General features: G+C 73.4%; 21 protein-coding genes. 13 read left to right on the top strand and 8 right to left on the bottom strand.

The window, feature by feature from the left end; all coding sequences use genetic code 11:
* Positions 1-11 precede the first annotated feature (11 nt).
* From N555_RS0104520 to N555_RS0104485, 6 genes are all read right to left on the bottom strand, one after another.
* Complete coding sequence (locus N555_RS0104520) at positions 12-1526, bottom strand: sugar transferase (RefSeq protein WP_029430311.1); 1515 nt, start codon at positions 1524-1526, stop codon at positions 12-14.
* A gap of 190 nt (positions 1527-1716) precedes the next feature.
* Positions 1717-3033, bottom strand: coding sequence for a UDP-glucose dehydrogenase family protein (locus N555_RS0104515; RefSeq protein WP_029430310.1), 1317 nt, complete (start codon positions 3031-3033; stop codon positions 1717-1719).
* A 303-nt stretch (positions 3034-3336) separates the two neighbouring features.
* The gene (locus N555_RS0104510; RefSeq protein WP_051683732.1) at positions 3337-4089 is read right to left on the bottom strand and encodes a PP2C family protein-serine/threonine phosphatase; all 753 of its coding nucleotides are present in this window, start codon (positions 4087-4089) and stop codon (positions 3337-3339) included.
* 209 nt (positions 4090-4298) lie between these two features.
* Positions 4299-5045 carry a hypothetical protein gene (locus N555_RS0104505; RefSeq protein ID WP_029430308.1) on the bottom strand — a complete coding sequence of 249 codons (747 nt, stop codon included), beginning with the start codon at positions 5043-5045 and terminating at the stop codon, positions 4299-4301.
* Positions 5046-5356: 311 nt separating this feature from the next.
* Positions 5357-6142, bottom strand: a complete 786-nt coding sequence (locus tag N555_RS0104495; protein WP_156036171.1) for an SGNH/GDSL hydrolase family protein — start codon at positions 6140-6142, stop codon at positions 5357-5359.
* 50 nt (positions 6143-6192) lie between these two features.
* The gene (locus N555_RS0104485; RefSeq protein WP_051683731.1) at positions 6193-7545 is read right to left on the bottom strand and encodes a tyrosine-protein kinase domain-containing protein; all 1353 of its coding nucleotides are present in this window, start codon (positions 7543-7545) and stop codon (positions 6193-6195) included.
* A gap of 268 nt (positions 7546-7813) precedes the next feature.
* Between N555_RS0104485 and N555_RS0104480 the strand changes: the two genes are divergently transcribed.
* From N555_RS0104480 to N555_RS0104470, 3 genes are read left to right on the top strand one after another with little or no spacing between them, the layout of a single operon-like run.
* Positions 7814-8860 (top strand): glycosyltransferase, encoded by a 1047-nt coding sequence (locus tag N555_RS0104480; RefSeq protein ID WP_051683730.1) that lies wholly within the window; start codon positions 7814-7816, stop codon positions 8858-8860.
* Positions 8857-9939, top strand: coding sequence for a glycosyltransferase (locus N555_RS0104475; protein ID WP_029430304.1), 1083 nt, complete (start codon positions 8857-8859; stop codon positions 9937-9939). The genes N555_RS0104480 and N555_RS0104475 overlap by 4 nt, the downstream gene beginning before the upstream one ends.
* Positions 9923-11146 (top strand): glycosyltransferase, encoded by a 1224-nt coding sequence (locus tag N555_RS0104470; RefSeq protein ID WP_029430303.1) that lies wholly within the window; start codon positions 9923-9925, stop codon positions 11144-11146. Before N555_RS0104475 ends, N555_RS0104470 begins: the two co-directional genes overlap by 17 nt.
* Before the next feature lie 9 nt (positions 11147-11155).
* On the opposite strand, the gene N555_RS0104465 is transcribed toward N555_RS0104470, so the two are convergent.
* Positions 11156-12388 (bottom strand): O-antigen ligase family protein, encoded by a 1233-nt coding sequence (locus N555_RS0104465; RefSeq protein ID WP_029430302.1) that lies wholly within the window; start codon positions 12386-12388, stop codon positions 11156-11158.
* Positions 12369-13640 carry an MATE family efflux transporter gene (locus tag N555_RS0104460; RefSeq protein WP_029430301.1) on the bottom strand — a complete coding sequence of 424 codons (1272 nt, stop codon included), beginning with the start codon at positions 13638-13640 and terminating at the stop codon, positions 12369-12371. Before N555_RS0104460 ends, N555_RS0104465 begins: the two co-directional genes overlap by 20 nt.
* A 380-nt stretch (positions 13641-14020) precedes the next feature.
* Here N555_RS0104460 and N555_RS27785 point away from each other — a divergent pair, with 380 nt between their 5' ends.
* The 10 genes from N555_RS27785 (at position 14021) to N555_RS0104410 (ending at position 23462) form a co-directional block, all read left to right on the top strand.
* Entirely contained in the window at positions 14021-14164 is a 144-nt protein-coding gene (locus N555_RS27785) for a hypothetical protein (protein WP_156036169.1), read from the top strand.
* 262 nt (positions 14165-14426) lie between these two features.
* On the top strand, positions 14427-15395 hold the full coding sequence (locus N555_RS0104450) for a GDP-L-fucose synthase family protein (protein WP_034508751.1): 969 nt from the start codon (positions 14427-14429) through the stop codon (positions 15393-15395).
* 168 nt (positions 15396-15563) lie between these two features.
* Positions 15564-16808 (top strand): WcaI family glycosyltransferase, encoded by a 1245-nt coding sequence (locus tag N555_RS0104445; protein WP_029430298.1) that lies wholly within the window; start codon positions 15564-15566, stop codon positions 16806-16808.
* On the top strand, positions 16805-17959 hold the full coding sequence (locus N555_RS0104440) for a glycosyltransferase family 4 protein (RefSeq protein ID WP_051683729.1): 1155 nt from the start codon (positions 16805-16807) through the stop codon (positions 17957-17959). The genes N555_RS0104445 and N555_RS0104440 overlap by 4 nt, the downstream gene beginning before the upstream one ends.
* Positions 17952-18716: a class I SAM-dependent methyltransferase gene (locus N555_RS0104435; protein ID WP_029430296.1), complete on the top strand. Its 765-nt coding sequence runs from the start codon at positions 17952-17954 to the stop codon at positions 18714-18716. The genes N555_RS0104440 and N555_RS0104435 overlap by 8 nt, the downstream gene beginning before the upstream one ends.
* Positions 18713-19390 carry an acyltransferase gene (locus tag N555_RS0104430; RefSeq protein WP_156036167.1) on the top strand — a complete coding sequence of 226 codons (678 nt, stop codon included), beginning with the start codon at positions 18713-18715 and terminating at the stop codon, positions 19388-19390. Before N555_RS0104435 ends, N555_RS0104430 begins: the two co-directional genes overlap by 4 nt.
* On the top strand, positions 19387-20613 hold the full coding sequence (locus N555_RS0104425; RefSeq protein WP_029430294.1) for an MATE family efflux transporter: 1227 nt from the start codon (positions 19387-19389) through the stop codon (positions 20611-20613). The genes N555_RS0104430 and N555_RS0104425 overlap by 4 nt, the downstream gene beginning before the upstream one ends.
* Positions 20610-22040 carry an O-antigen ligase family protein gene (locus N555_RS28185; RefSeq protein WP_029430293.1) on the top strand — a complete coding sequence of 477 codons (1431 nt, stop codon included), beginning with the start codon at positions 20610-20612 and terminating at the stop codon, positions 22038-22040. Before N555_RS0104425 ends, N555_RS28185 begins: the two co-directional genes overlap by 4 nt.
* Positions 22037-22762 carry a YveK family protein gene (locus N555_RS27780; RefSeq protein WP_051683728.1) on the top strand — a complete coding sequence of 242 codons (726 nt, stop codon included), beginning with the start codon at positions 22037-22039 and terminating at the stop codon, positions 22760-22762. The genes N555_RS28185 and N555_RS27780 overlap by 4 nt, the downstream gene beginning before the upstream one ends.
* Entirely contained in the window at positions 22755-23462 is a 708-nt protein-coding gene (locus tag N555_RS0104410; RefSeq protein ID WP_029430291.1) for a hypothetical protein, read from the top strand. The genes N555_RS27780 and N555_RS0104410 overlap by 8 nt, the downstream gene beginning before the upstream one ends.
* Position 23463: the final 1 nt, after the last annotated feature.

Here is a 23463-nt window from a genome sequence, read left to right as displayed (position 1 = left end):
TGTGCGTCCGGTCAGTACGCCCCGCTGCCACGCACCACGGCCCCGACCGTCTTCCAGAGGATCATGAAGTCGAAGGCCAGCGACCAGTTCTCCACGTAGCGGACGTCGATGCGCACCGAGTCGTCCCAGGAGAGGTCCGAGCGGCCGCTGACCTGCCACAGCCCGGTGAGCCCGGGCTTGACCAGGAAGCGGCGGTGCATGTCGAACCCGTACTTCTCGACCTCGCGCTGCAGCGGCGGCCGCGGGCCCACCAAGCTCATGTCGCCCTTGATCACGTTGATCAGCTGCGGCAGTTCGTCGATCGAGTAGCGCCGCAGCACGCGACCGACGCGGGTGATCCGCGGGTCGGCCTTCTGCTTGAACAGCACGCCGTTGCCGTCACTGCCGGCCTCGGCCACCAGCTTCTCGACCATCCGGTCGGCGTCGACGACCATGCTGCGGAACTTCAGCATCGAGAACGTGCGGCCGTCGCGGCCCACGCGCTCCTGTCGGAAGAAGACCGGACCGCGGCTGGTCCCGGCGATCGCGAGTGCCACACCGATGAGCACGGGAGCCAGGAACAGCAGGCCGAGAGCGGCACTCGTGCGGTCGAAGGCCTCCTTGGTGAGCCGCCGGACGCCCTTCAGCTCGGGGCGCTCCAGGTGCAGCAGCGGCAGCCCGCTCACCGGCCGGATCCGCACCCGCGGGCCGACGATCTCCGTCACCGCCGGCGCGAGCAGGAGCTCGGCATCGGTGGCCTCGAGCTCCCAGCCGAGGCGCCGCAGCGCCGAACCATCGAGCTCCGGGCACGGGAGGACGGCGACGGTGTCGACCTCGTAGGCCTTGACCACGTCGGCCACCTCAGTGAGGTCGCCGAGCACGGGCAGGCCGTTGAAGGCATCTTTCGCATCACTCTGCTGAGCCGCCGGCAGGCAGCAGCCGATCACCCGATAGCCGTGGAAGGCCTCGCGATCGAGCTGCTCGTCGAGCGAGGCCACCCCGCCGCGGTGCCCGACAAGGATCGTGGTCTGCATCTTCTGCCCGCGACTGCGCTCCCGGTGCAACATCTGCCTCTGCACATAGCGGGCGACGAGAGTAAGGAGGGCGGCCAGCGGCAGAGCGAGGACGACAAAGCCACGCGCGACGTCGAGCTGGAAGGCCCAAGAGATGGTGCCGACGCCGGCGAGGACCATCATCGAGGCCGTGAACACCCGCCTGTACTCTTCCGGCCCCTCCCAGAGGAACCGCTGCTCGTAGGCACGCCCGAACAGCATGGCCAGAACCCATACCGCAGGGAGTAGTAGAGCCAGCAGAAAGGGCATGTGATCAGTCGAGGCGTCGGAAGGGCCGAAACGAACAAGGTAGCCGAGACATGCCGCCACACCGGCGACGATCTCATCGACCACCATGAGTCGGCGGACGTAGGCCGTACGCCATGCCCGGCGGGCGGCCGTCCCGTCACCGCGCAGGCGGGGGGCGAGGAACCCCCACCCGCGAGCATGCGTGACGTCAGGTGGATGGAAGTCTTCGTTGGACGCGACGGCCATGAAGAGACGCACCCCCGTGCGGAACGTCGATTCCGAGCCCTGGCATGGCTAAGGACCGACCCTGCGAATGAACCAATTGCTCCAACCCTCAACCGACCCCGTCGACATTACGGACCGACTCCGACTCGCGACAGAGCAGTTGTGTAGTCACTCCAGTACCGCCTGAACACGGTCGACCACCAGTCGACAATCAGCTGGCGCGGCGCCCCAGAGCTCGATAAGTCCAACCGGCCTCGGTCCAGGCCTTCCGCGAGAGCGCATTTCGGCCGTCCAGCACCCGCTTCTGCGCGACGACCTGACCGAAGGCAACAGGGTCGAGTGCGCGGTATTGCTTCCACTCGGTCAGCACGAGGACGGCGTCCGCACGCTCAGCCGCCTCTTCCGCGCTGTCTGCGTAGTCCAGCTGGGGCCACTGCCGTCGGGAGTTCTCGATGGCCGCAGGATCGGTCACCCGGACGACGGCGCCCTGTAGTTGCAATTGGGCCGCGACGTTGAGAGCCGGGGAGTCGCGGATGTCGTCGGAGTCGGGCTTGAACGCCGCACCCAGCACGGCGACGCGCTTGCCGAGCAGCGAGCCGTCGCAGACCTCACGGGCGAGTTCCACCATGCGGATACGGCGGCGCATGTTGATGTTGTCGACCTCGCGCAAGAAGGTCAGCGCCTGGTCGGCGCCGAGCTCTCCCGCCCGAGCCATGAACGCCCGGATGTCCTTCGGGAGACACCCGCCACCAAATCCGAGGCCGGCATTGAGGAACTTCCGCCCGATCCGGTCGTCGTAGCCGATGGCGTCGGCGAGCTGCTTCACGTCAGCACCGGTGGCTTCGCACAGCTCCGCCATGGCATTGATGAAACTGATCTTGGTGGCGAGAAAGCTGTTGGCTGCCGTCTTCACCATTTCCGCCGTCGCGTAGTCCGTGACGACCTTCGGGATGCCGCGCGCGACGATCGGGGCGTAGACCTCGTCGAGCGTCTCCTCGACCACCCCCCCGTCGGCGTCCGGAACCCCGTACACGAGCCGGTCCGGGTGGAGCGTGTCTCGGACGGCGAAGCCCTCTCGGAGAAATTCCGGATTCCACGCCAGTCGTACGCCAGGTGCCTTCTCGGAGACCATCGCAGCCAGCCCAGCGGCCGTCCCCACCGGGACCGTCGACTTGCCGACGACGACATCCCCCGGCTCAAGCACCCCCAGCAGCGACTCGGCGGCGTCCTGCACGAAACGGAGGTCCGCGGCGTACTCGCCGTGTTTCTGCGGCGTCCCGACGCAGATGAAGTGGACCGTGCAGTCTCGGGCTGCCGCGATGTCCGTGGTGAAGGTGAGCCGCCCCGAGGCGACCGAGTGGGTGAGGAGCTCAGCGAACTCCGGTTCGTAGAAGGGAGCCCGCCCGGCGCGAAGATCAGCGATCTTGCGTGCGTCCACGTCCACGCCGACGACCTCGTGCCCCAACTCCACGAGCGAGGCCGCGTGCACCGCACCCAGGTACCCACAGCCGACGACCGAGATGCGCATCGCCCCGCCTCCAGCACCTCGCCTGGGAACACTCGACGCTTCAGTCGATCACGTGGACAAGGGGGTCGCCCGTTGAACAATTCGCCCTCCCGCGCGGAGGCTCAGCTCGCGCCAGTGATTGACGCCCAGACGCCCATACCGGCCTTCCGTCGAAGCGATCATCCCTTCGCGGACTTGCGGGTTCACGCCGCTTCCTTCAGCCACTTCCCGCCACCACCGAGGGCATCGAACACGTCGCTACGCCTACCCCTTGACGAGTGCGCGATGGAGCCAGGCGCGCCCGGGCAGGAGTGCGCTCCCCGCTCAGGCGAACGGGGCGACGTCCTCCACGAGACCGTCGACCTGGACGACCACGGCAGCGATATTGTCCCGACCGCCGTTCTCGGCGGCCTCGGTGACCATCTGCTGGGCTAGGACATCGGGGGAACGGGGCCCGCCGAGCAGCTCTCCGAGCCACTCGTCGGTCACCTCGTTGGACAGGCCGTCGGAGCAGACGAGGAAGCGCTGCCGCTCGACGAGGGGCAACAGCGTCACGGCCGCATCGCCCCCGGCCCCGACGCCCAGTGCGCGGGTCACGATGTTGCGCTGCGGGTGCGTGGCCGCGTTCTCCGGCGCCACGTGGCCGCTGTCGACGAGCACCTGAACCAACGAGTGGTCGACGGTCACCTGACCCCATGCGTGCGGCGTCCAGCAGTACACGCGCGAGTCACCGACGTGGAAGACGGCCCACATCAGCTCGCCGGCGTCCTCGACCAGGGCCACGCCCGCGACCGTGCTGCCGGCACCGACCATGGAGGGATCGGCCTCCCCCAGTGCCCGGATGCCGTCGTCGGCCTGGCGCACCGCCTCCTGTAGCTCCTCGACGGCGAGGGACTCGCGACCGCCGAGCGCGGACAGGCAGTCGACCGCCTTCTGTGCCGCCTCCGCGCCCGCGGCGTGCCCGCCCATGCCGTCGGCGACAGCGAACACCGGAGGAGCGGCCAGGAGCCTGTCCTGGTTCTCCTCGCGCTGTCCGATGTGGGTGGAGCTCCCCCACGACAGCTGCACCTGCGGCATCGGACTCCCGTCTCGGCGTGGCCTCTCTGCCACGTCGTCTCCGTGGGCCGGTGAGCCTATTGGCCGACGGAGCCCCGCATGCGCCCGGCTGCCGTCGCATGGGGATATCCGGCGATCGGCATGCCTACTCGCGGTGGGAGGTGTGCCCGCACACACAGAGGACGGGCCCCGGCGCACCGGCGTCGGCGCGACGGGGCCCGTCCGGTGTCCTAGTCCTTCGTCCGTGCGAACGAGCTCACGCACTCACCCTGGTTGCGGAACACGGGGTCCGTGCTCGTCGCCCATCCGCCGTTCTTGCACTCGTTCTTGCTCTCCAGGGTCACCGTCTCCGCGAAGGTGTAGCGGGTACCCGCGAAGTTGATCGCGTCGAGAACGCCGTCGCCCTGCACACCGGAGCCCAAGGAGAAGCCGAAGGCCACCACGTTCGCGGCCGGGAAGTTCGCGCGCCACTGGTCGAGGGTGCCGTGCCACTGAGTGCCTGACCCACCCCCGGTGACGGGCGCACCGGCCTTGACGAACCCAGCTGCGGCCCCGTTCACCCACCAGTCACCGTTGTAGACCCGCTCGCCCACGAGGATGCCATCGCGCGTGCCGTTGCCGTCGAAGTCGACCACGAGCTGGAAGCCAGGTGGGGTGGTGCCGGTCGTCCCCGTGTAGTCGAGGCTCGGCTCGCCCACCCGCGCCAGCGGCGTGCTCGTGGCGACATACTCGGCGACCTTGTTGGTGCTCGCACTGCTGGGCGTGCCGTCGGTCCAGATGCGCAGACCCGTGCCCTCGACCTCGTAGTGGCCAGTGGCCCGGGTGTCGGACAGCGCCTCTACGAAGTCCTGGGGGGCGTAGATGGTGTCCGTGGCCTGCGGTGTGTCCGCGGCCCGAGGTGCGGCCTCTGCCGTGCCGGCGGTGATGAGTCCCAGGCCGAGCGCGATCGCGCCGACGAGTCCGATACGTCGCTTCATGTGCAGTCCTCCCGTGGTGGCGCCCTGACCGCCGTCGGTCCGGGCACATGTCCTGGTGGACGCTAGCCACAGGCGTACGGGTACCCGCCCGACGACACGGACCCCGGTGACGAGCGAGGGGAGTGCGCCGAATGCGCCATGAGGGACTCGGCAGGCGACACCCGCGACCTTCACGGTGCAGCCGCTATCGCAGGACCAGCACCATGCCGAGACGACGGCGGACCGACTGCACGAGACCGGACCGGAGCGCGGCGGCGATCACCGGCGCCGGCAGGACCGTCAGGCCCACCACCTCCCCCGAGAGGCCGCAGTCAGGCGGCCGCGAGCGCCTGCTCGACGAGCGGCTGGATGCGGTCGGCGAGGTAGGCGTCGGCCGCGGCGGTGAGGTGCACGCCGTCGGATCCCAGCGCCCCGGGGACGTCGGAGAACCACCCGTCGGCCAACGGGTCGATGAACGAGGCCCCGACCCCCTGCGCCGCGGCCCGGACGATGTCCCGGTTGGTCCGGACGCCGATGGGTGCGAGGCCCTCCGGCGGCCAGGTGGGACCGACCACGACGATCTCGGCGTCCGGCGCCTCCTCGGCGATGGCGCCCAGCGTCGCGCTCGCGCCGATCTGCACGTAGTCGGCGATGCCCGCCTCGTCGAACCGGCTGCCGAACACCACGACGACGTCCACGTCGGTGAGGTCGGCCCCGTCGGCGAGTTCGGCGAAGGTCGGCGAGGAGGGGGTCTCCCGGGTTGCGTAGCCGGAGTCGCCGGTCGCGGCGACCGTCAGCTCGACGCCGTCGAGGCGCTCCTGGACGAGGGCGGGCCAGCCCTCGCTGCCCGTCGCGAAGCCCCGCGTGTCCACGTCGCCGATGACGAGCACCTGAGCGGCGTCGGCATCCGCCGTCGGCGTCGGCTCAGCGGACGACGACGACGGAGAGGAACTCGGCGAACTGCTCGGCCGCGGCGTCTGACCTGTCGACGGCCCCGCGTCCGGCGGCGTGCGGTTCAGCGCGAACGGCAGCATCACGATGATCGCCACGAGGCTGACCGCCATCGTGGCCCACGCCCACCACGGCGGCTCGTTCCACCAGTGATCCCCCCGTGCCATGAGCGGAAGCTACCGGCCCGCGGTCACGGCGACCGACCGGGATCAGCCGGTCAGCGGGCCAGCGCGTACCCGTAGCGGGCGGTACGGCCCTGCGCCGCCGCCAGCGGGCTGCGGCCGGAGACCATGCCGACCACCACCCCCAGCGGCCGGGCGTTCACCCGGGTCAGGGTGTCAGCGGCCTCCCGTAGGTGGCCCCGGCTCGTCCACCGGTGACGGACGGAGACGAGGACGCCGTCCATAAGCGGGGCGAGACCCGCCGCGTCGGCCACGGGCAGCAGCGGCGGCGCGTCGAAGAGCACGTAGTCGTACCTCTCCCGCAGCTCCGTGACGAGGCGGGCCATCCGTGCCGAGCCGAGCAGCTCGCCCGGGTTCGGGGGCAGCGGGCCGGCCCCTATGACCTCCAGGCCGACCTCGCCCACTACCTGGGTGACGTCGCCGAGCTCTGCCCGGCCGGTCAACACCTGGGTCAGGCCCACGCTCGGCACCAGGTTCAGGTACTCGACGGCCTTCGGCCGGCGGAGGTCGGCCTCGACGAGCACCACACGCTGCCCCGACTCCGCCAGCGAGAGGGCCAGGTTGACGGCCGTCGTGGTCTTCCCCTCGCCCGGCAGGGCGCTGGAGACCATGAGCACCCGCGGAGCGGTGTCCACGTCGAGGAACTGCAGGTTGGTCCGCAGGCGGCGGAAGTCCTCGGCGGCCTGACCGCCCGCCACGTGCGTCGACCGGAGGCCGCGGTCGCGCACCACCACGCCGAGCACCGGCGCGCCGGCCGCAGCCACCGCCTGCTCGGTCGTCGACACCGAGCGGTCCAGCCGTGCTCGCACGACGGCACCCACCGCACCGAGGAGGAGCCCGCCGCCGAGGCCGATCGCCAGCAGCCGCAGCGACTGTGGCGACGAGGGCTCGTCCGGCACGACTGGCTCCTGGGTCGTCGAGACGACCACGGAGGCGTCGCCGTCGGAGTCGGCGCGCTCGAGGGAGGCGACCAGGTCGCCGAACTCCTCGCCCACCGCCGCGGCGATCCGCTGTGCCTGCTCTGCCGAGGGATCCTCGACGGAGACGGACACGAGCACGGTCTCGGGCAGTGCGGTGACGGTCAGCCGGGAGCTCAGCTCCTCCGCAGTCTCGTCCAGACCCAGACGGTCGATCACGGCCGCCGCCAGGTCCGGGCCGCGCAGCAGCTCGGCGTACGACGCCACCCGCTGCTCGGAGAACTGGCCGCCCTGCAGCGCCTCCGAGGCGGAGGTGGACCCGGCCGTCGAGACGAAGAACTGAGTGGTGGACGTGTACAGCGGCGTCGACTGCGCCACCAGCAGCGCCGCGGCGGCGCCGCCGAGCAGCAGGCCGAGCAGCGGAAGCCACCAGCGCGCTCGCAGCGCGCCGGCGATGTCCTTGGCTTCCATCCGGATCCCCCTCCGAGTCGGCGGCACTGCAGTGATCGATGCCGCGCGGCCGGAACTGTAGGTGGCTCCGGGGCTGTCCGACCCCGTCTCGGCGGACGACCTGACCCCATGGGGTCGAGGTCCCGTCGGCGTCTGCTCCCTTGGAGTGAGACCCCCATCAGATTGCTCGCAATGCATCATCCGGGACCACACGCTCGCAAGGCCCAGCCGCATCCGTCGGAGGGGACGACCCGTCCGTCCGGCGGCCGCGCGAGCAGGAGCACGTGGCATGGAGAACGACTCCCACGTCGCCGAGGTGGCCCTCACCGAACTCCTCGACCTCGGTTCGGAGGACTTCCTCGTCGACCGGGGCGACCCGCCGACGCTGGACCTGCGGGGGCACAGCGCGCTCCTGGTCGCCTCCACCGGGGGACACCTCAGCGAGCTGTACCGCCTGGCTGCGGTCATGGCGCCCGAGGACTCGTCCTGGGTCACGTTCGACACCCCGCAGAGCCGCTCGGTGCTCCGGGGCGAGCGGGTGACCGTCGTGCCCTACGTCGGCCCGCGCGACCTGCGCGGGTCACTGGCCGCCATGACCACGCTCTGGCGGGTCCTCCGGCTCGAGCGCCCGGACGTCGTGGTCAGCACCGGTGCCGCCGTCGCGATCAGCGCTTTCTTGGCCGCGCGTCTGCTCGGCATCCCGTGCGTCTATGTCGAGAGTCTCGCCCGGATGCAGGGGCCCTCCCTGACCGGCCGGATCGTAGCGGCCCTCCGCCTCGGCCGCCTCTACACCCAGCACGCGTCCTGGGCGACGGGGGTCTGGCAGCCGTACCGCAACGTCCTCGCCGACTTCCTCGCCCTCCCGCTCGAGGCCGGACGCCGGACCGAGACACGGCCGCGCCTGTTCGTCACGCTCGGCACCATCCGCCCCTACCGCTTCGACGCGCTCGTCGACGCCGTCCTCGCCAGCGGCCTGGCCGACGAGCGCACCGTGTGGCAGCTCGGCTCGACCACCCGCGACGACCTGCCCGGCCGCACGTTCGCCTCGATGGATGCGGCGGAGTTCGCTGCCTGCCTCCGGGAGGCCGACGTCGTGGTCGCTCACGCCGGAGTGGGCACGGCACTCGCGGCCCTCGAGAACGGCGTGTACCCGGTGCTCGTCCCCCGGCGGGCGACACGCGGCGAGCACGTCGACGACCACCAGGCGGAGATCGCCGGCCTCCTCGCGGCGAACGGCCTGGCGTCGGTCCTCGAGGTCGAGCGCCTGGACGCCCCCGCTCTGCGCCGCGCCGCCGGGCGCCGGGTGATCCCCTCCCCATGGGGCCAGGTGGCATGACGGGACCTGCGCCCCTGCGCATCCTGCACCTCACCGACAGCCTCGGCGTCGGTGGGCTCGAGCGCGTGGTCGTGACCCTGGCCGGGCAGCTGGCCACCCGGGGCCACGACGTCACGGTGGCCGCCGAGCCCGGCGGAGCTCTGTGGGCGGAGCTGCCCGACGGCGTCACCCGCACCCTCGCCCCACTCCGGCGGGGCGCCACCGACCGGCTACGGCACGCCCTGTGGCTGGTCCGTGTGGTGCGGTCCGGAGAGTTCGACGTCGTCCACGCCCACCAGCGCGGCGTCGCACTGCTCGCCCGTCTGGCCCGGACGGGTCTGCGCACCCGCGTCGTCGAGCACGTCCACAACGTCTTCCCGGCGACCGCCGCGGCCCGTCTCGTGTCCTTCCGCGGCGACGTCCTCGTGGCCTGCGGGGACGCGGTGGCCGCCATGCTCGTCCGCGACTTCGGGCGATCTTCGGCGCGGGTCACCACGGTCCCCAACGCCGTCCCCGACACCGGATCGGGCCGTGACCGGACCCTCCCGGTCACCACCGGACGACGGCCGACCGTGCTCGCCGTCGGCCGGCTGTCCCCGCAGAAGGACCCGCTCCGCTTCATCGACGCCGTCGCCGAACTCAATCACGGCATGCAGGCGGTCGACGCCATCTGGATCGGAGAGGGAGAGCTCCTCGAGGAGTGTCGCCGGCAGGTGCGCGAGCGGGACGTGCCGGGGCTCCGCTTCCCCGGGCCGTCCGACGACGTCCCGGGCCGGCTCGCCGAGGCCGACCTCGTGCTTCTCACCTCCCGGTGGGAGGGGCTCCCGCTGGTGCTCCTCGAGGCCGCGGCCATGGGCCGCGCGGCCGTCGTCCCCGACGTCGGCGGCTGCGGCGAGGCCGTCGAGGACGGCGTCACGGGTCTCGTCTACGACGTCGACGCCGACGCGGCCACCATCGCCGCGACCGTCGGCAAGGTGCTCGACCCCGACACGCTCACCGGGATGGGCGCGTCCGCACGGACGCGCTACCTCGGCCGGTACATCTTGGGGGTCCACGTCGACCGGGTCGAGGAGGTCTACCGCCGTGTCCTCGCCCGCTGACCCCGCCGACCACACCGCCCGGCCGCGCGCCCTGGCGGTCGTCACCTTCTTCCCGTGGCCGCTGGACCACGGCGACGCCCTGCGCCGCTTCATGGTCCTCGAGGGGCTCGCCGCCACCACCGACCTCACGGCCGTCTGCGTGCGGCGTCCCGACACGACCGACGCCCAGGTCGCCGAGCTGCGCGACCGGCTCCCCGGCGTCCACGTCCTCGCCCTCGCCCCGTGGCAGCGCGACCTCGGCACGCCGGCGGCCCGCCTGGGGCGCATCGTTCGGGGCCTGTCCCGGGCCACCCCGCCCTGGGTGTTCCGCCAGTGGAGCCCGGAGCTGGACGCCGCCCTGGCCGAGGCCGGCAGCGGACACGACCTCGCCGTCCTCGTCGGGGAGCCGGGAGGACTGGCGGCGGGCCGGGTGCACGCCACCCGGGTGATCTGGGACAAGTCGAACGTGCTGACCGCGACCGACCTCGACGCGCTCTCCACCGTCTCCTCGCCGATCGGGAAGTTGCGGGCGCTGACGGCGCTGCCGCTGCACTGGGCCTTCGAGCGGCGGGTGCTGCGCTCGGTGGACGAGGTCGTCGTGACCTCCGCCGAGGAGCGCGAGCGGCTGCGCCGGTTCTTCGGTGACCGGCCGGCCGCCGTCCTGCCCTCCGCGGTCGACGCGCCCCCGCCGGCTCCCGGCACGGACCCGGCGGGACGTGTCCTGTTGTGGATGAGCACGCTGAGCTACACGCCGAACTGGGACGGGCTGCAGCGCTTCCTGCGCGCAGCCGGCCCCGAGCTGGAGCGGGGCGGCTGGACGCTCCGGGTCGTCGGCGCCGGCGGCTCGGCCGCCCAGGCCGAGGAACTCGCCGGGCACCCTGCCGTCGACTACCGCGGCTTCGTCCCCGAGCTGGCCGACGCCTGCGCGGGCGTGGCCGCGGGCGTCGTGCCGGTGTGGGCCGGGGCGGGCGTGAAGCTCAAGACGCTCACCCTGATGGCGCTCGGCGTCCCGCTGGTCGCCACGCCCGTCGCCCTCGAGGGGATCCCGCACGAGGCCGCGGCTGCCGTCGTGCGGACGCCGGAGGACTTCGCCGGTGCCCTGGCTGGACTGACCCCGCAGGACCTCGCCACGGCGGCCGCCCGCGGCCGAACCGTCGTCGAGCAGCAGTTCTCCCGAGCGGGATTCCTCCGCGGCGTGGCCGAGCTGGTGGAGGGCACCCGCGCCTGACTGTGGCCGTCAGCCGACCGGGACGGCGCCCTGCGCGGGTTCCCCGGCGGCGGTCCGCTCCACCGCGGTGGGCCGGGCCAGCACCGCGGCCGTCACCACCAGCAGCAGTCCGAAGTAGCCGAGGAACGACTGCTCGCTGATGCCGTACAGGAGCAGGCAGATGGTGATCACCGCCGGCCAGGCCGGCAGCGAGCCGTCCTCTCCGCGCAGCAGCGCCCGTCCGGCCGTGACCAGGACGCCGAGGACGGCGAGCAGGAGCAGCACGAGGCCGACGATGCCGGTCTGGGCGAGCGCGTCCAGGTAGCTGTTGTGCGCGTGCGGGAAGTCGAAGTGCGCGGTGGCCCACATGGCGCGCGTCTCCACCGAGTCCGGCGTCCACAGCGCCTGCCAGCCGTAGCCGACGTCCGGCCTCGCGGCGATGTAGGGCTCGACGGCCGCCCAGATCACGGTGCGCCCGGTCAGCGTGTCGTCCCGGCCGAGCAGCCCGGTGACGAACTCGACGGTCGCCGCCACGTTGAGCGCGACCGCCGCTGCGGCGGCCCCGAGGACGCCCAGGGCCAGCCCTTTGGCGGACCGCGACCAGTGGCGGGCGTGGGTCACCGCCAGCATGAGCAGCGCGCAGACCGTGGTGACGGCCAGCCCGGTCCCGCTCTCGGCGGCCGTCAGCGTGATCAGCGCGACCGCGGTCCACGCGAGCGAGGACCCCCGGCCGGGCGCCTCCGGGGAGAGAGCCAGGAACAGGAAGGTCAGAGCGGCGAGGGCGAGGACGAAGGCAGCGTTGTTGCGCTGGGCGAACAGGCCGGTCCAGGCGCCGGAATGGTAGGCCTCCTGCTCGGTCCCCACCGCCGGGAGCGCGAGGTACATGACCCACCCCAGGCCGATGAGCAGCTGCAGGGCCGTCGCCAGCGCGCGCACGACGGTCAGCCGGGGCAGCCGTGCCGCCAGCGAGCACAGGGCCAGGCTGGTCGCGGCGGTGATCAGCACCCCGCGCACGGTCTGGCCCGGTGCGACCGACCACGCCACGGTGACCGCGCACCAGGCGATGAAGCCGGTGAGGGCCAGGGACGGACGGCGCAGCGGACCGACGAGCGCGGCGTAGCCGACGGCCAGCAGCGCGACGGCGAAGACCACCGGCCCGCTCCCCGGGAACGGCGCCGCGGCCGTGACCGCGAACAGGAGCGTGAGGACGCGGGCGGCCAGCGGCACGGCGGGCTGCGCCGGCTCAGACGATGACGGGTACACGCCGGCGCTCCTCTCGATCAGCCGTGGCGAGCAGGACTCCCCAGACGGCCGTGGTGCCCGCGGCGACCGCCGCCAGCGCCCAGGTGCCGGCGACCGCGCCCGCACCGGCGGTCACGACGGCGACGACGACCAGGGACAGCGGCCCCAGGACCGTCCGCCAGCGCACCTGAGCCGCCAGCCGGCCCGTGACCCGCAGGCTCAGGCCCCAGCACCCTCCGAGCAGACCTGCGGCCGCTTGCACCGCCAGGGGCCAGACGAAGGGACGGGCCTCGTCCCAGCCCTCCCCGACGAGCACACGGGCGAGATCCCCTGGGAGAAGGGCGACGACGAGCCCGTACAAGAGGAGGCCGGCCATGCCCGCCAGGCCGAGCAGGGTGCCGAGACGGACCGTGGCGGCGTGGCCCTGGACGGCGGCCCGCTGCGCGAGCAGCGGCTGCAGCGCGGCGAGCAGACCGGTCGTCGCGACGGCGGCCGCCCCCAACCAGATCTGCCCCTTGCGGATCGCGGCCATGTCCAGTGGCCCGGCGAGGGCGGCGATGACGAGCGTGGCCCCCTGGGCGGTGGCCTGGGTCAGGGTGAAGTCGAGGAACAGCGGTGTCGCCAGCCGCCGGTTCCGCTGGAGCCAGCCGGGCCGCAGCGCGGGGGTGAGCGAGACGCCGGTGCGCCGTAGTCCGTAGGCGATGCCCGGGATCGTGCCTGCCGCCCACGCCGCGAGGCACAGCGGCGCGGACACGGGGTGCGGGACGACCGCGGCTGCGGCCGCGAGCGCGCCGAGAGAGGTGCCGGTCCAGAGGGCGTTGTTGACCAGGGCGTGCTGGCTGGCGCCGCGGGCGTACTCGATCCAGCGCAGGTGGTCCTGGAGGCACAGCAGCGGGAGGGCGGCCGCGGCGACCAGCACGGTGGTCAACCCCTCGCCGAAGCCGGCGACGAACCCCACGACGGTCGCCAGGACGGCGATCCCGCCGCCCAGCGCCCCGGACAGCCGCACGACCGACGTCGTCGAGTCCTGTACGTCCGCCGGCGACGCGCCACCGTCCCGGATGCGCAGCACCAGAGCCTCCCCGTGGCCACTGCGCGCGGCCATGGTGGCGAGCAGCAGCACGAGCATCGCCGTGGCGAAGACGCCGAAGCCGGTCAGCGAGCAGAGGTGGGCCGCCAGCACGCTGACGCCGAGGTTGCCGATGCTCGAGACGGCGGAGTCGGCGAGCCCGAGGGCCAGACGACCGGCGGTGCGGTCCGTGCGCGCGCCCATGCTCCCCCTCCGGCCGGTCCCGACCGCCGGAGCGATGCTCGAGGGTCCTGGATCGATGATCGGCGTCCTACCGGCGGCGCACAGCCCCCCGTCACCTCTTGGGATGAGGTGCGGCGGCCTTGGGACGGCTCCTCCTGAGCGCGCGTCTCGACGGGACGCTGCGTCCGCGTTGTGCAGCCGGCGCTGCCGCCACCGGCAGCGCGGGAACCGTCCGCCGGCCGACGGGGACGAACAGAACCGTGGGCCAGGAGCTCACCTAGTCGGCGACGGCGAACCGGACAAACCGGCTGTCGCGGCTGATCTCCCGCCAGAGCACCGTCCCGACCATCTGCGCGCCCGCACCAGTGGGGTCCGTGACCCACGCGCCCAGCGTCCCCAGCGTGACGCCGGACGGGTTCTGGTACCTCGTCGAGTCCGACGAGTGGAACGGCCGCTGGACACCGGCGAACTCGTTCATGAACGGCGACGTCCCCGGCGGCCCGTACATCCACAACACCGACGTCGCGGTGCCCGTCTGCCGCTGAGGGCGCCTCCGGGCCCCTGAGCCTGCGCACTGCCTCGCCCCCTCCTCGACCCGCCAGCCGACGGTTGGGAGGCACCGCTGAGCGCGGATCACGCGTCAGCCGGCGGAGCACCCGATCGGGTGGCCGACGACCGATCGGGGGACCCCGTGCGGGGCTGATGTCCACCCATGGCCTTGATCGCGGTCGCTCCCCCGGGATAGGAGCCACGTGGTCGACGGTTCGCCGACCGTTCGGAGCACGCCCGAGACCGCGGAGACACCCCATGACGCCAGCACCGCTCGACCGGCACGCGCGTACCTACGTCGCGGGCCATCGGGGGCTCGTCGGGAGCGCCGTCCTCCGCCGTCTCCAGGGGCTCGGCTTCACCGACCTGCTGACCCGGAGCTCCGATGAACTGGACCTCCGTGACGGCGCGGCCGTGGACGCCTTCTTCGCCGCCCACCGCCCCGCCACCGTCGTGCTGGCGGCCGCCAAGGTCGGCGGCATCATCGCCAACTCGACCTATCCGGCCGACTTCATCTCCGACAACCTGCGGATCCAGGTCAACGTCCTGGACGCCGCGGCGCGCTACGGCACCAGCAAGCTGCTGTTCCTCGGCTCGAGCTGCATCTACCCGAAGTTCGCCGCCCAGCCGATCCGCGAGGACTCGCTGATGACCGGCGCGCTCGAGCCGACCAACGACGCCTACGCCATCGCCAAGATCGCCGGGATCCTGCACATCCAGGCCCTGCGCCGCCAGCACGGCGTCCACTACATCTCCGTGATGCCCACCAACCTGTACGGGCCCGGCGACAACTACGACCCGATGAACAGCCACGTCATCCCCGGGATGATCCAGCGCTTCCACGAGGCCGCCCGCACCGGTGCGCCGTCGGTGACCATCTGGGGCACCGGCACGCCGCGCCGCGAGTTCCTCCACGTCGACGACCTGGCCCGCGCCTGCGTCCACCTCCTCGAGCACTACGACGAGCCGGAGACGATCAACGTCGGCACCGGGGAGGACGTGACCATCCGCGAGCTCGCGGAGCTCGTGGCCGACGTCGTCGGCTACCGGGGTGAGCTCGTGTTCGACACGTCCAAGCCCGACGGGACGCCCCGCAAGCTGCTCGACGTCAGCCGGATCACCGACCTCGGGTGGGCGCCGACCACCGGGCTGCGCGAGGGGCTCGCTGACAGCTACGCGTGGTTCTGCGACAACGTCGCCCCCGAGCGCATGTCCGAGGCCTCCTGACGCCTCGGCGCCGGCGCGGTCGACCCCTTGGGGGGAGACGGCGCTCCACTCCCCGCGCGCTGCGGACGGGACCCCCGGTCGGGTGATGGCCGGATCCACGAGTGCATGGCCTCATGGCTCCGGCCCGCCGTGCTCCCAGCCGGCCGGACAGACCAGAGAGGAGGCACGATGACCGGGCTCCGCGTGCTCGTCCTCGGTCTGAACTACGCCCCCGAGACCACCGGCATCGCGCCCTACACCACCGGGATGGTGCGCTTCCTGGCCGACGCCGGGCACGAGGTCCACGCCGTCACCGGCCTCCCGCACTACCCCCAGTGGTCCCTGTCCGAGGGGTATGCCCCCCGCACGTACCGGACCGTCGAGGACGGTGTCCACCACCTCCGGGTGCCGCACCCGATCCCCCGGACCCCGTCCGGCCGCACCCGCATCCTCATGGAGGCGGCCTTCGCCGCGCGCGCCGCCACCGTCCGGGTGCCCCGGCCCGACGTCGTCCTCGCCGTGAGCCCGGCACTGCTCACCGTCGCTGCCGCCCTGGGGCGGCGGCTGACCGGCGGCACCCCTGTCGGCGTCGTCGTCCAGGACCTCTACAGCCGCGCCGCGGTCGAGGTCAGTGCGCTGACGGGCCGCGAGGCCGCGGCCACCGCCGCGCTCGAGCGCCGGCTGCTCCGCGCCGCCGACGGCGTGGCGGCCATCCACGACCGCTTCCGCGAGTCGCTCGTCCGCCTCGGCGTGGACGACGACCGCATCACGACCATCCGGAACTGGACCCACGTCCGGTCCGCGACCGGCGACCCCCTCGCGCTGCGCCGGGAGCTCGGCTGGCGCGATGACGAGGTCATCGCCCTGCACGCCGGCAACATGGGCGCCAAGCAGGGGCTGGAGAGCGTCGTCGAGGCGGCCCGGACGGCTCAGGCCCGCGGACTGCCGGTGCGCTTCGTGTTCCTCGGCGACGGTCACCAGCGGCGCTCCCTGGAGACATTGGCCGGGGACCTGCGCACGCTGCAGTTCCTCGACCCGCTGCCGGACGGCGTGTTCGAGACCGCGCTGCGCGCCGCCGACGTGCTGGTGCTCAACGAGCGGCCCGAGATCGCCGAGATGTGCGTTCCCAGCAAACTCACCTCCTACTTCGCCGCCGGCCGGCCGGTCGTCGCCGCGACCTCGCCGCTGAGCGCGAGCGCCGCCGAGATGACCGCCTCCGGAGGCGGCCTCCGCGTCGCGCCCGCCGATCCGGCCGCCCTGCTCGACGCGGTGGTCCGGATCGCCGGGGACGACGCGCTGGGCCGCGCCCTCGCCGCGTGCGGGCGCGCCTTCGCCCGCGACGTCCTCGACTCCAGCGCCGCCCGCGACGCCTACGTCCGCTGGGTCGAACAGCTCGCCGGGCGGCGCCCGGTCTCCCGGGCGGAGGCGGCGTGAAGGTCGCCGTCGTGCACAGCTTCCACGCCGCCGACGTCCCGAGCGGTGAGGACGTCGTCGTCCGCGCTCAGGTCGAGGCGCTGACGGCCGCCGGACACGAGGTCACGCTGGTCAGCCAGTCCCACGACGAGCGACGGCGCCGGCGCAGCTACCGCCTGGAGGCGGCCGCGACGATCGCGACCGGCCTCGGCCCGGACCCGACGGCGCAGCTGCGCGCCGCCGCCCCTGACGTCGTGCACGTGCACAACCTCTTCCCCAACTTCGGCACCCGCTGGCTCGACCGCTGGACGGGCCCGGTGGTCGCCACGCTGCACAACTTCCGGCCGATGTGCGCCGCCGCGACCCTGCTGCGCGACGGGCACCGCTGTACCGACTGCCTCACCGACCGCTGGGCCGGGCTGCGACACGGCTGCTTCCGGGATTCCCGCATCGCGACGCTCCCGCTCGCGGTCGCCGGGCGGCACGGTGCTGCCACCGGTCCCGTCGTCCGCCGGGCCGACCGGTTGGTCGCCATCTCGCAGCGCGCCGTCGACGAGTTCGCCGTCGCCGGGGTGGACCCGGCGCGCTTCACCGTCGTCCCCAACGCCGTCGCCGACGTCCCGGGCGCGTCGCCGGCCCCCCCGGGATCGGCGCGGTGGCTCTTCCTCGGCCGGCTGTCGGCGGAGAAGGGCGTCCGAGAGCTGCTGGAGCTGTGGCCCCAAGGCGTGGAGCTGGACGTGGTCGGCGACGGTGAGCTGGCCGGTGAGCTACGCGCCCGCCCAGGGGTGCGGCTGCTCGGCGGCCGGACCAACGCCGCGGTCCGCGCGCTGCTGCCCGGCTACACCGGCCTGGTCGTGCCCAGCCTCTGGCCCGAGGCCGGCCCGCCGCTCACCTACGTCGAGGCGCTGGCGGCCGGCGTCCCGACCGTCGCCTGGGCGGGCAACGGCGCGGCCGACGACGTCACCCGGCACGGCACCGGCGCCGTCGTGCCCCGTGAGCCGGCCCGCGACGAGCTCGCCGCCGCACTCGCCGGAGTCGAACGCGACCGGGCCGCCCTCTCGGCGGCCTGCCGGTCGGCGTACGAGACGTACTTCTCGATCCCGGCGTGGATCGACAACCTGACGGCGGTCTACACGGCCGCGCAGCGCACGAGGGAGATGTCGCATGGCTGAGGCCGGAGCCGGCGCGTACGCACGGATCCTCGGCAGGCTGCTCGACGCCGGCGTGATCCAGCGGTCCGACCGGGTGTTCGTGCAGTTCGCCGGCGAGTTCGACCAGGCCGTCGCCGCGGACCTCGGGCTCGAGGACGTCGTCTTCGCCAACCTGGAGCCCGACTCCCCGTCGAGCCGGCTGAGCGGCGGGCTGACCACCGACGCGCACGCCGTCGACCTGCCCGACGGCAGCTTCGACCACGTGTTCGCCCACGCCGGGTTGCACCACTGCTCGCGGCCGCACCAGGCGCTGTACGAGATGTACCGGCTGGCCCGCAAGACCGTCGTCGCCGTCGAGAACCAGGACTCCCCGCTCATGCGGCTGGCCTGCCGCCTCGGCCTGGCCGGGGTCTACGAGCACGACGCGGTCCGCGACGGCGGCGGGGTCACCGGCGGCGTCGACGGCACCGCGGTGCCCAACCACGTCTACCGCTGGACCCGGCGCGAGGTGGTCAAGACCGTCGCCTCCTTCGATCCCGCGCACGCCGTGCCCGTCGAGTTCACCTCCGCGTGGCTGATCGGCAGCGACCGCGCCCTGACGCCCTCCATGCGCGGCCTGCTGTCGGGACGCCGCGCCGCCGTCCCGCTGCTCAACGCGGCGCTGAACGGCCTGGCTCGCCGCCAAGGCAACATCTTCGGCTTCGTCGTCCGCAAGGACCTCGCCGTCGAGCAGCCGTGGATCACCTCGCCCGCGACCACCCTCGGGAGCTCCTCGTGACCGTCCGTCCCCGCACCCTGCGCACCGCGCTCGCCGTGCTGTGCGTCCTCCTGCCCGGCGGCCTCCGGCGGTTCGTGCACACCCGGCTGCTGGGCTACCGCCTGCACCCGACCGCCTCGATCGGCCGGTCGATCGTCGACGTCGACTCCCTCGAGATGGGCGAGGGCGCCCGCATCGGCCACCTCAACCTGCTCCGCGGGTGCTCGGAGGTACGCATGGGTGACAGCTCCATCATCAACATGCTCGTCTGGGTGAACGCCGTCCGCGCCGACAAGGGCTACTTCGCCGGCCAGGACCGCCGACCCGCTCTGATCATGGGCCGGCACGCGGTGGTCACCGTGCTGCACTTCATCGACGCCTGCGACCTGGTCGAGCTCGCCGACTTCTCCGGACTGGCGGGCTACGGGATCATCGTGCAGACGCACGCGGTGGACATCGACACGGTGCGCCAGACGACGGAACCGATCCGGATCGGCCACCACTCGCTGGTCGCCAGCCGCTGCCTCCTGCTCCCGGGCACCGAGGTGCCCGACTGTGCGCTGATCGCCGCCGGCTCGGTCGTCAGCCGCAAGCTGACCGGCTCCCGGGTCTTCGCCGGGGTCCCGGCGCGAGGGGTGCGGGAGCTCGACCCGGAAGCACCGTTCTTCACGCGCACCACCTCGCAGATCTGGTGATCCCCACCCGCCGACGGGCGGCCGCCGGGATCGCCGACCAGGTCGTCAGCTCCGCCAGCAACTACCTCACGGCCTTCCTCGCCTCGGCCGTGCTCTCCCCCGACGACTTCGGCGGCTTCGTCCTCGCCTACGCCGTCGTCACCGTGCTGCTCGCCGGCGCCCGCGCGGTCGTCGGGGAGTCGCTGCTCGCGCACCTGCCGGCGACCGCTCCGGACCGACGGACGGCGCTGGAGCGCTCGGCCCTCGGCACCGCCGCCGTCCTCGGCGCCCTCAGCGCTCTGGTCTGCCTGGTCGGCGCGGTCCTCGTGCCGGCGCTGCTGGTCTTCGTGCCGTGGGTGCCGTTCGTGCTGCTCGCCGACGCCGCCCGCTACGTGCTGCTGGCCCGCGGCGACACCGTGCGCGCGCTCGTCGTCGACGGCGTGTGGGCGGTCGTGCAGCTCGCCGCTCTGGGTGTCGTCTGGGTGGCCGGCAGCTGGTCGGTCGGCCCGCTGGCCCTCGCCTGGGGCGCCGGGGCGTTGGCAGCCGCGGCCGCCTTCGCGCTGCCGGCCCGGCAGTGGCCCGTGCACCCCGGGGCCTGGGTACGGGAGAGCCGTTACCTCTCCGGTTGGCTCACCCTCACCTCGGTGCTCGGCCAGGTGCAGGTCTATGTCGTCCTGCTGCTCGCCGGCGCCGTGCTGAGCGAGCGGGACACCGCCGGCCTGCGCGCCGTGCAACTGCTGGTCTTCCAGCCCGCGGTCACGCTGATGGCCGCGCTGCTGGTCCTGCTGACCCCGGTGCTGGCCCGCCTCTCGGCCGCCGGGGACGACGCTGCCCTCCGCCGCGCCCGCCGTGTCGCGACGATCGCCATGGCCGGCGTGGGCCTGGTCGTGCTGCTCGCGATCCCGCTGCGGAACGTGCTGCTGGAGGCGCTGTTCCCGCAGTACACCGGCTTTGCCGACCTGGTCGCCCCCATCGCCCTGCAGACCGCGATCGCGGCGCTGACCGTGCCGCTGCAGGCGCAGCTGCGCGGCGACCGGCGCGGTCGCGCCCTGTTCGGCCAGCAGCTCGTGCAGTTCACGACCCTCGTGGCCGCAGCCGTGCTCGGCATGGCGCTTGGCGGGGTGGAGGGGCTGGCCTGGGGCCTGGTGGCCGCGACCGCGCTCGCCCTCGTCTCGATGGCGCTGGGCGCCCGCCGGCCCGCTACCGTGACGGTTCCTCCGGCGGCCGCGGGGGTGCCCTCGTGACACGCCGGTGGACGGCCCTGCTCGTGCCGCCGCTGGTCGCGGCCGTGGTCGCCGGTGTGCTGCTCGCCGACGTCCCCCGCGTCGCCGGTCTGAGCGTGCTGGTCGCCGTCGTCGTCCTGCTCGCGGTGGGTGCGGTCGCCGCGGCGCTCCGGGGTCCGGACGCCGTCGGCCTCGCGCTCCTGACCGTCGCGGTCGGTGCCGCCTCGTGGAACGGCGCCGGCATCGGCGGCTTCCAGGTCGCGCACCTGGCCCTGGCCGCCGCCACCCTCGTACTGGTCACCGTGGCGGTCGTGCGGAAGCGCTCGCTCGCCGTCCCCCCGTGGGCCGTCGTGCTGCCGGCCGCGATCGTGCTGGTGTTCGCCGCCTCCGAGGTCTGGCCCACCGCCGACTCCTACCTCGAGCGGCGGGTGCAGGTGCCGATCCCCGCCGTCATCGCCGCGACGCTGCCGACCTGGCACGCGGCGAACGTCCTCGGCGCCGTGGGATGGCTGATCTCCGCGGCCGCCCTGCCGCTCGCGGCCTGCCTCGCAGTCCGGGTGCGGCCCGCCATGGCCGGCCGCCTGGCCGACGCCTGGGTGCTCGGCGCGGCCGTCAGCGCAGCTGTCGCGCTCACCGACGCGGTCGGCGTCACCCGGATCAGCGCGGCTCTCATCCCGGTCATCGACATCGGCGGCCGCCAGGCCGGGCTCAGCGCCCAGCCCAACCACCTGGCCGTGGCCATCGCGCTGGTCGCGCCGGTCGTGACCTGGCGGGTCGTCACCACGTCGACTCTCGCCCGCGGGGCCGCGTGGCTCGGCGTCGGCGCCGTGCTCGCCGGTGGCCTCCTGGTCAGCGGCAGCCGCGGCGGGCTCGTGGGCGCGGCCGTCGGCGTGTTCGTGACCCTGTGCGTGCTGCCTGCCGGGCGGCGGCTGATCGTGCCGGCGGCCGGCCTGCTGCTCGGTGCGGCCGCGGTGACGGTCGCGGTCGCGCCGGACTCGGTCACCGGTCTGGCGGAGTCGCTCCGCCTCACCGGCGCGGCCAGCGCGGCGGAGAGCGACTCCATCCGCGCCGGAATCGCCGACCAGGCCCTCGTCGACTTCGGGCACTCGCCGTTCCGCGGCATCGGGCTGCCCGTGATCGCCGACGGCCACAGCATCTACCTGCAACTGCTCGCCGCCGGTGGCGTGCTCCTCGCGCTCGCATTCGCCCTCGCTGTCGTCGGATGCGCCCTCGACGCCCGGGCGCTCGCCCGCCGGCAGGGCGACCTGCCGCGCGTCCTGCTCGTCGCCCTGGGCGTGTGGCTGCTCGTCGGTCTCGTGGAGAACCAGCTCACCGACGTCTATCTCTACGTCCCCTTCGCCCTGCTCGCCGGCCTCTGCGCACTCCCGCAGCCGGCGGGCACCGCCGCTCCGCACCGTGTCCTGTCCTTCTCGGGAGGTCCCTCATGACGTTCTCCGCCCTTCTGACCGCCCTCCGGCGGCACTGGGTCCTGCTGGTCGCCTCCGTGCTCGCCGGCCTGATCGCCGCGGCGGCCGTGGTGGTGTTCAGCCCGCGGGTCTACGCCGGGACCGCCAGCGTCTACGTCACCGCCGTGGGCGGGTCGGGCGAGGCGACGGCGACCTCCCTGCAGGACGCCTACCAGGGCACCCTGCTCGCGCAGCAGAAGATCAAGTCCTATCCGGGTCTGGTGCTCAGCGACCGGGTGCTGTTCCCGGTCATCGACCGGTTCGGCCTCGACGACTCGACCTCCGAGCTCGCCGACCGGGTGTCGGTGGTCGCCGACGGGGAGAGCACCCTGCTCCGCGTGACCGTCGAGGACCGCTCCGCCGAGCGCGCGGCAGACCTGGCCAACGCCATCACCACGGAGTTCATCGACGTCGTCGACGAGCTCGAGCAGCCCGGCGGGCGCCCGGCGCAGGTCAGCGTCGAGGTGGTCGACGAGGCCCGGGCCAGCGACGACCCGGTGAGCCCGCGGGTGGCCCTCACCCTCGCCGTCGGCCTGGCGCTCGGCGTCCTGCTGGGCTGCACCGCCGCCGTGGTGCGCGAGGCCTCCGCGCGCCGGTCCGACGGATCCGCCGAGGAGCCGCCGACGCAGTCCCCCGCCTCCGGTCCGCACAGGCACCGGCAGGAGGACCAGCTGGGAGCCCCTCTCGTGGAGCCGCGTGTCTGACGGCGCCCGGTGGTCCCGGCGGGCGGTCCTGCTCGCCGGGATCGGCGTCGCCGCGACCGCCTGCACCTCGCGGATCGACGGTGCGGGGCGACCGGCCGCTGCGCCACCGGACATCCCGGTACGCCTGACCACCCGGTGGGACGGGAAGCCGGACGGCCCGCTGCCCGCCACCGGCGACGAGGGCGTCCCGATCGTGGTCGCGCTGGCGGCGACCACCGCCGAGCCGACGGTGCAGGACGGCGCCCTGGTGAGCAACCTGCCGGCGAGCTCCGCCGGCGCCGCCTACGTGCAGCAGGACCTCGGCCGGCCGGTCACCCGCATCGGCGCCCGGTTCGGCTTCGGGCCCGGCAGCGCGTCCGGGTCGCTGGCGCTCATCGCGTTCAACCGGACCGACCCGCCGACCGCGCACTGCCACATGGTCTTCGCGCCGGACCGGTGGATCGCCGGCATCGTCACCGAGGACGGCGTCGTCGAGGTGACCACCCGGCCCTACCGGTCAGCGGTGCCGCAGGACGGCAGCGAGGTCGAGGCCGACGTGCGGTTCGCCGGGACGACGGCCTGGGTGACCGCCCCCGACGGCACGGTGACCACGCTCGATGACCCGCGGTTCACCCCGACCGGCGCGGCGGCCTGCTGGGAGTTCTACAAGAACGACCCGACCGCCGCCGACGTCCGCCTCTACGAGACCTGGGCAGGCTGAG

The sequence above is a fragment of the Blastococcus sp. URHD0036 genome (assembly GCF_000701365.1).
Taxonomy (GTDB): Bacteria; Actinomycetota; Actinomycetes; order Mycobacteriales; family Geodermatophilaceae; genus Trujillonella.
Note: the sequence above shows the minus strand (reverse complement) of the source record. Positions and strands in the feature narration are given on the sequence as shown.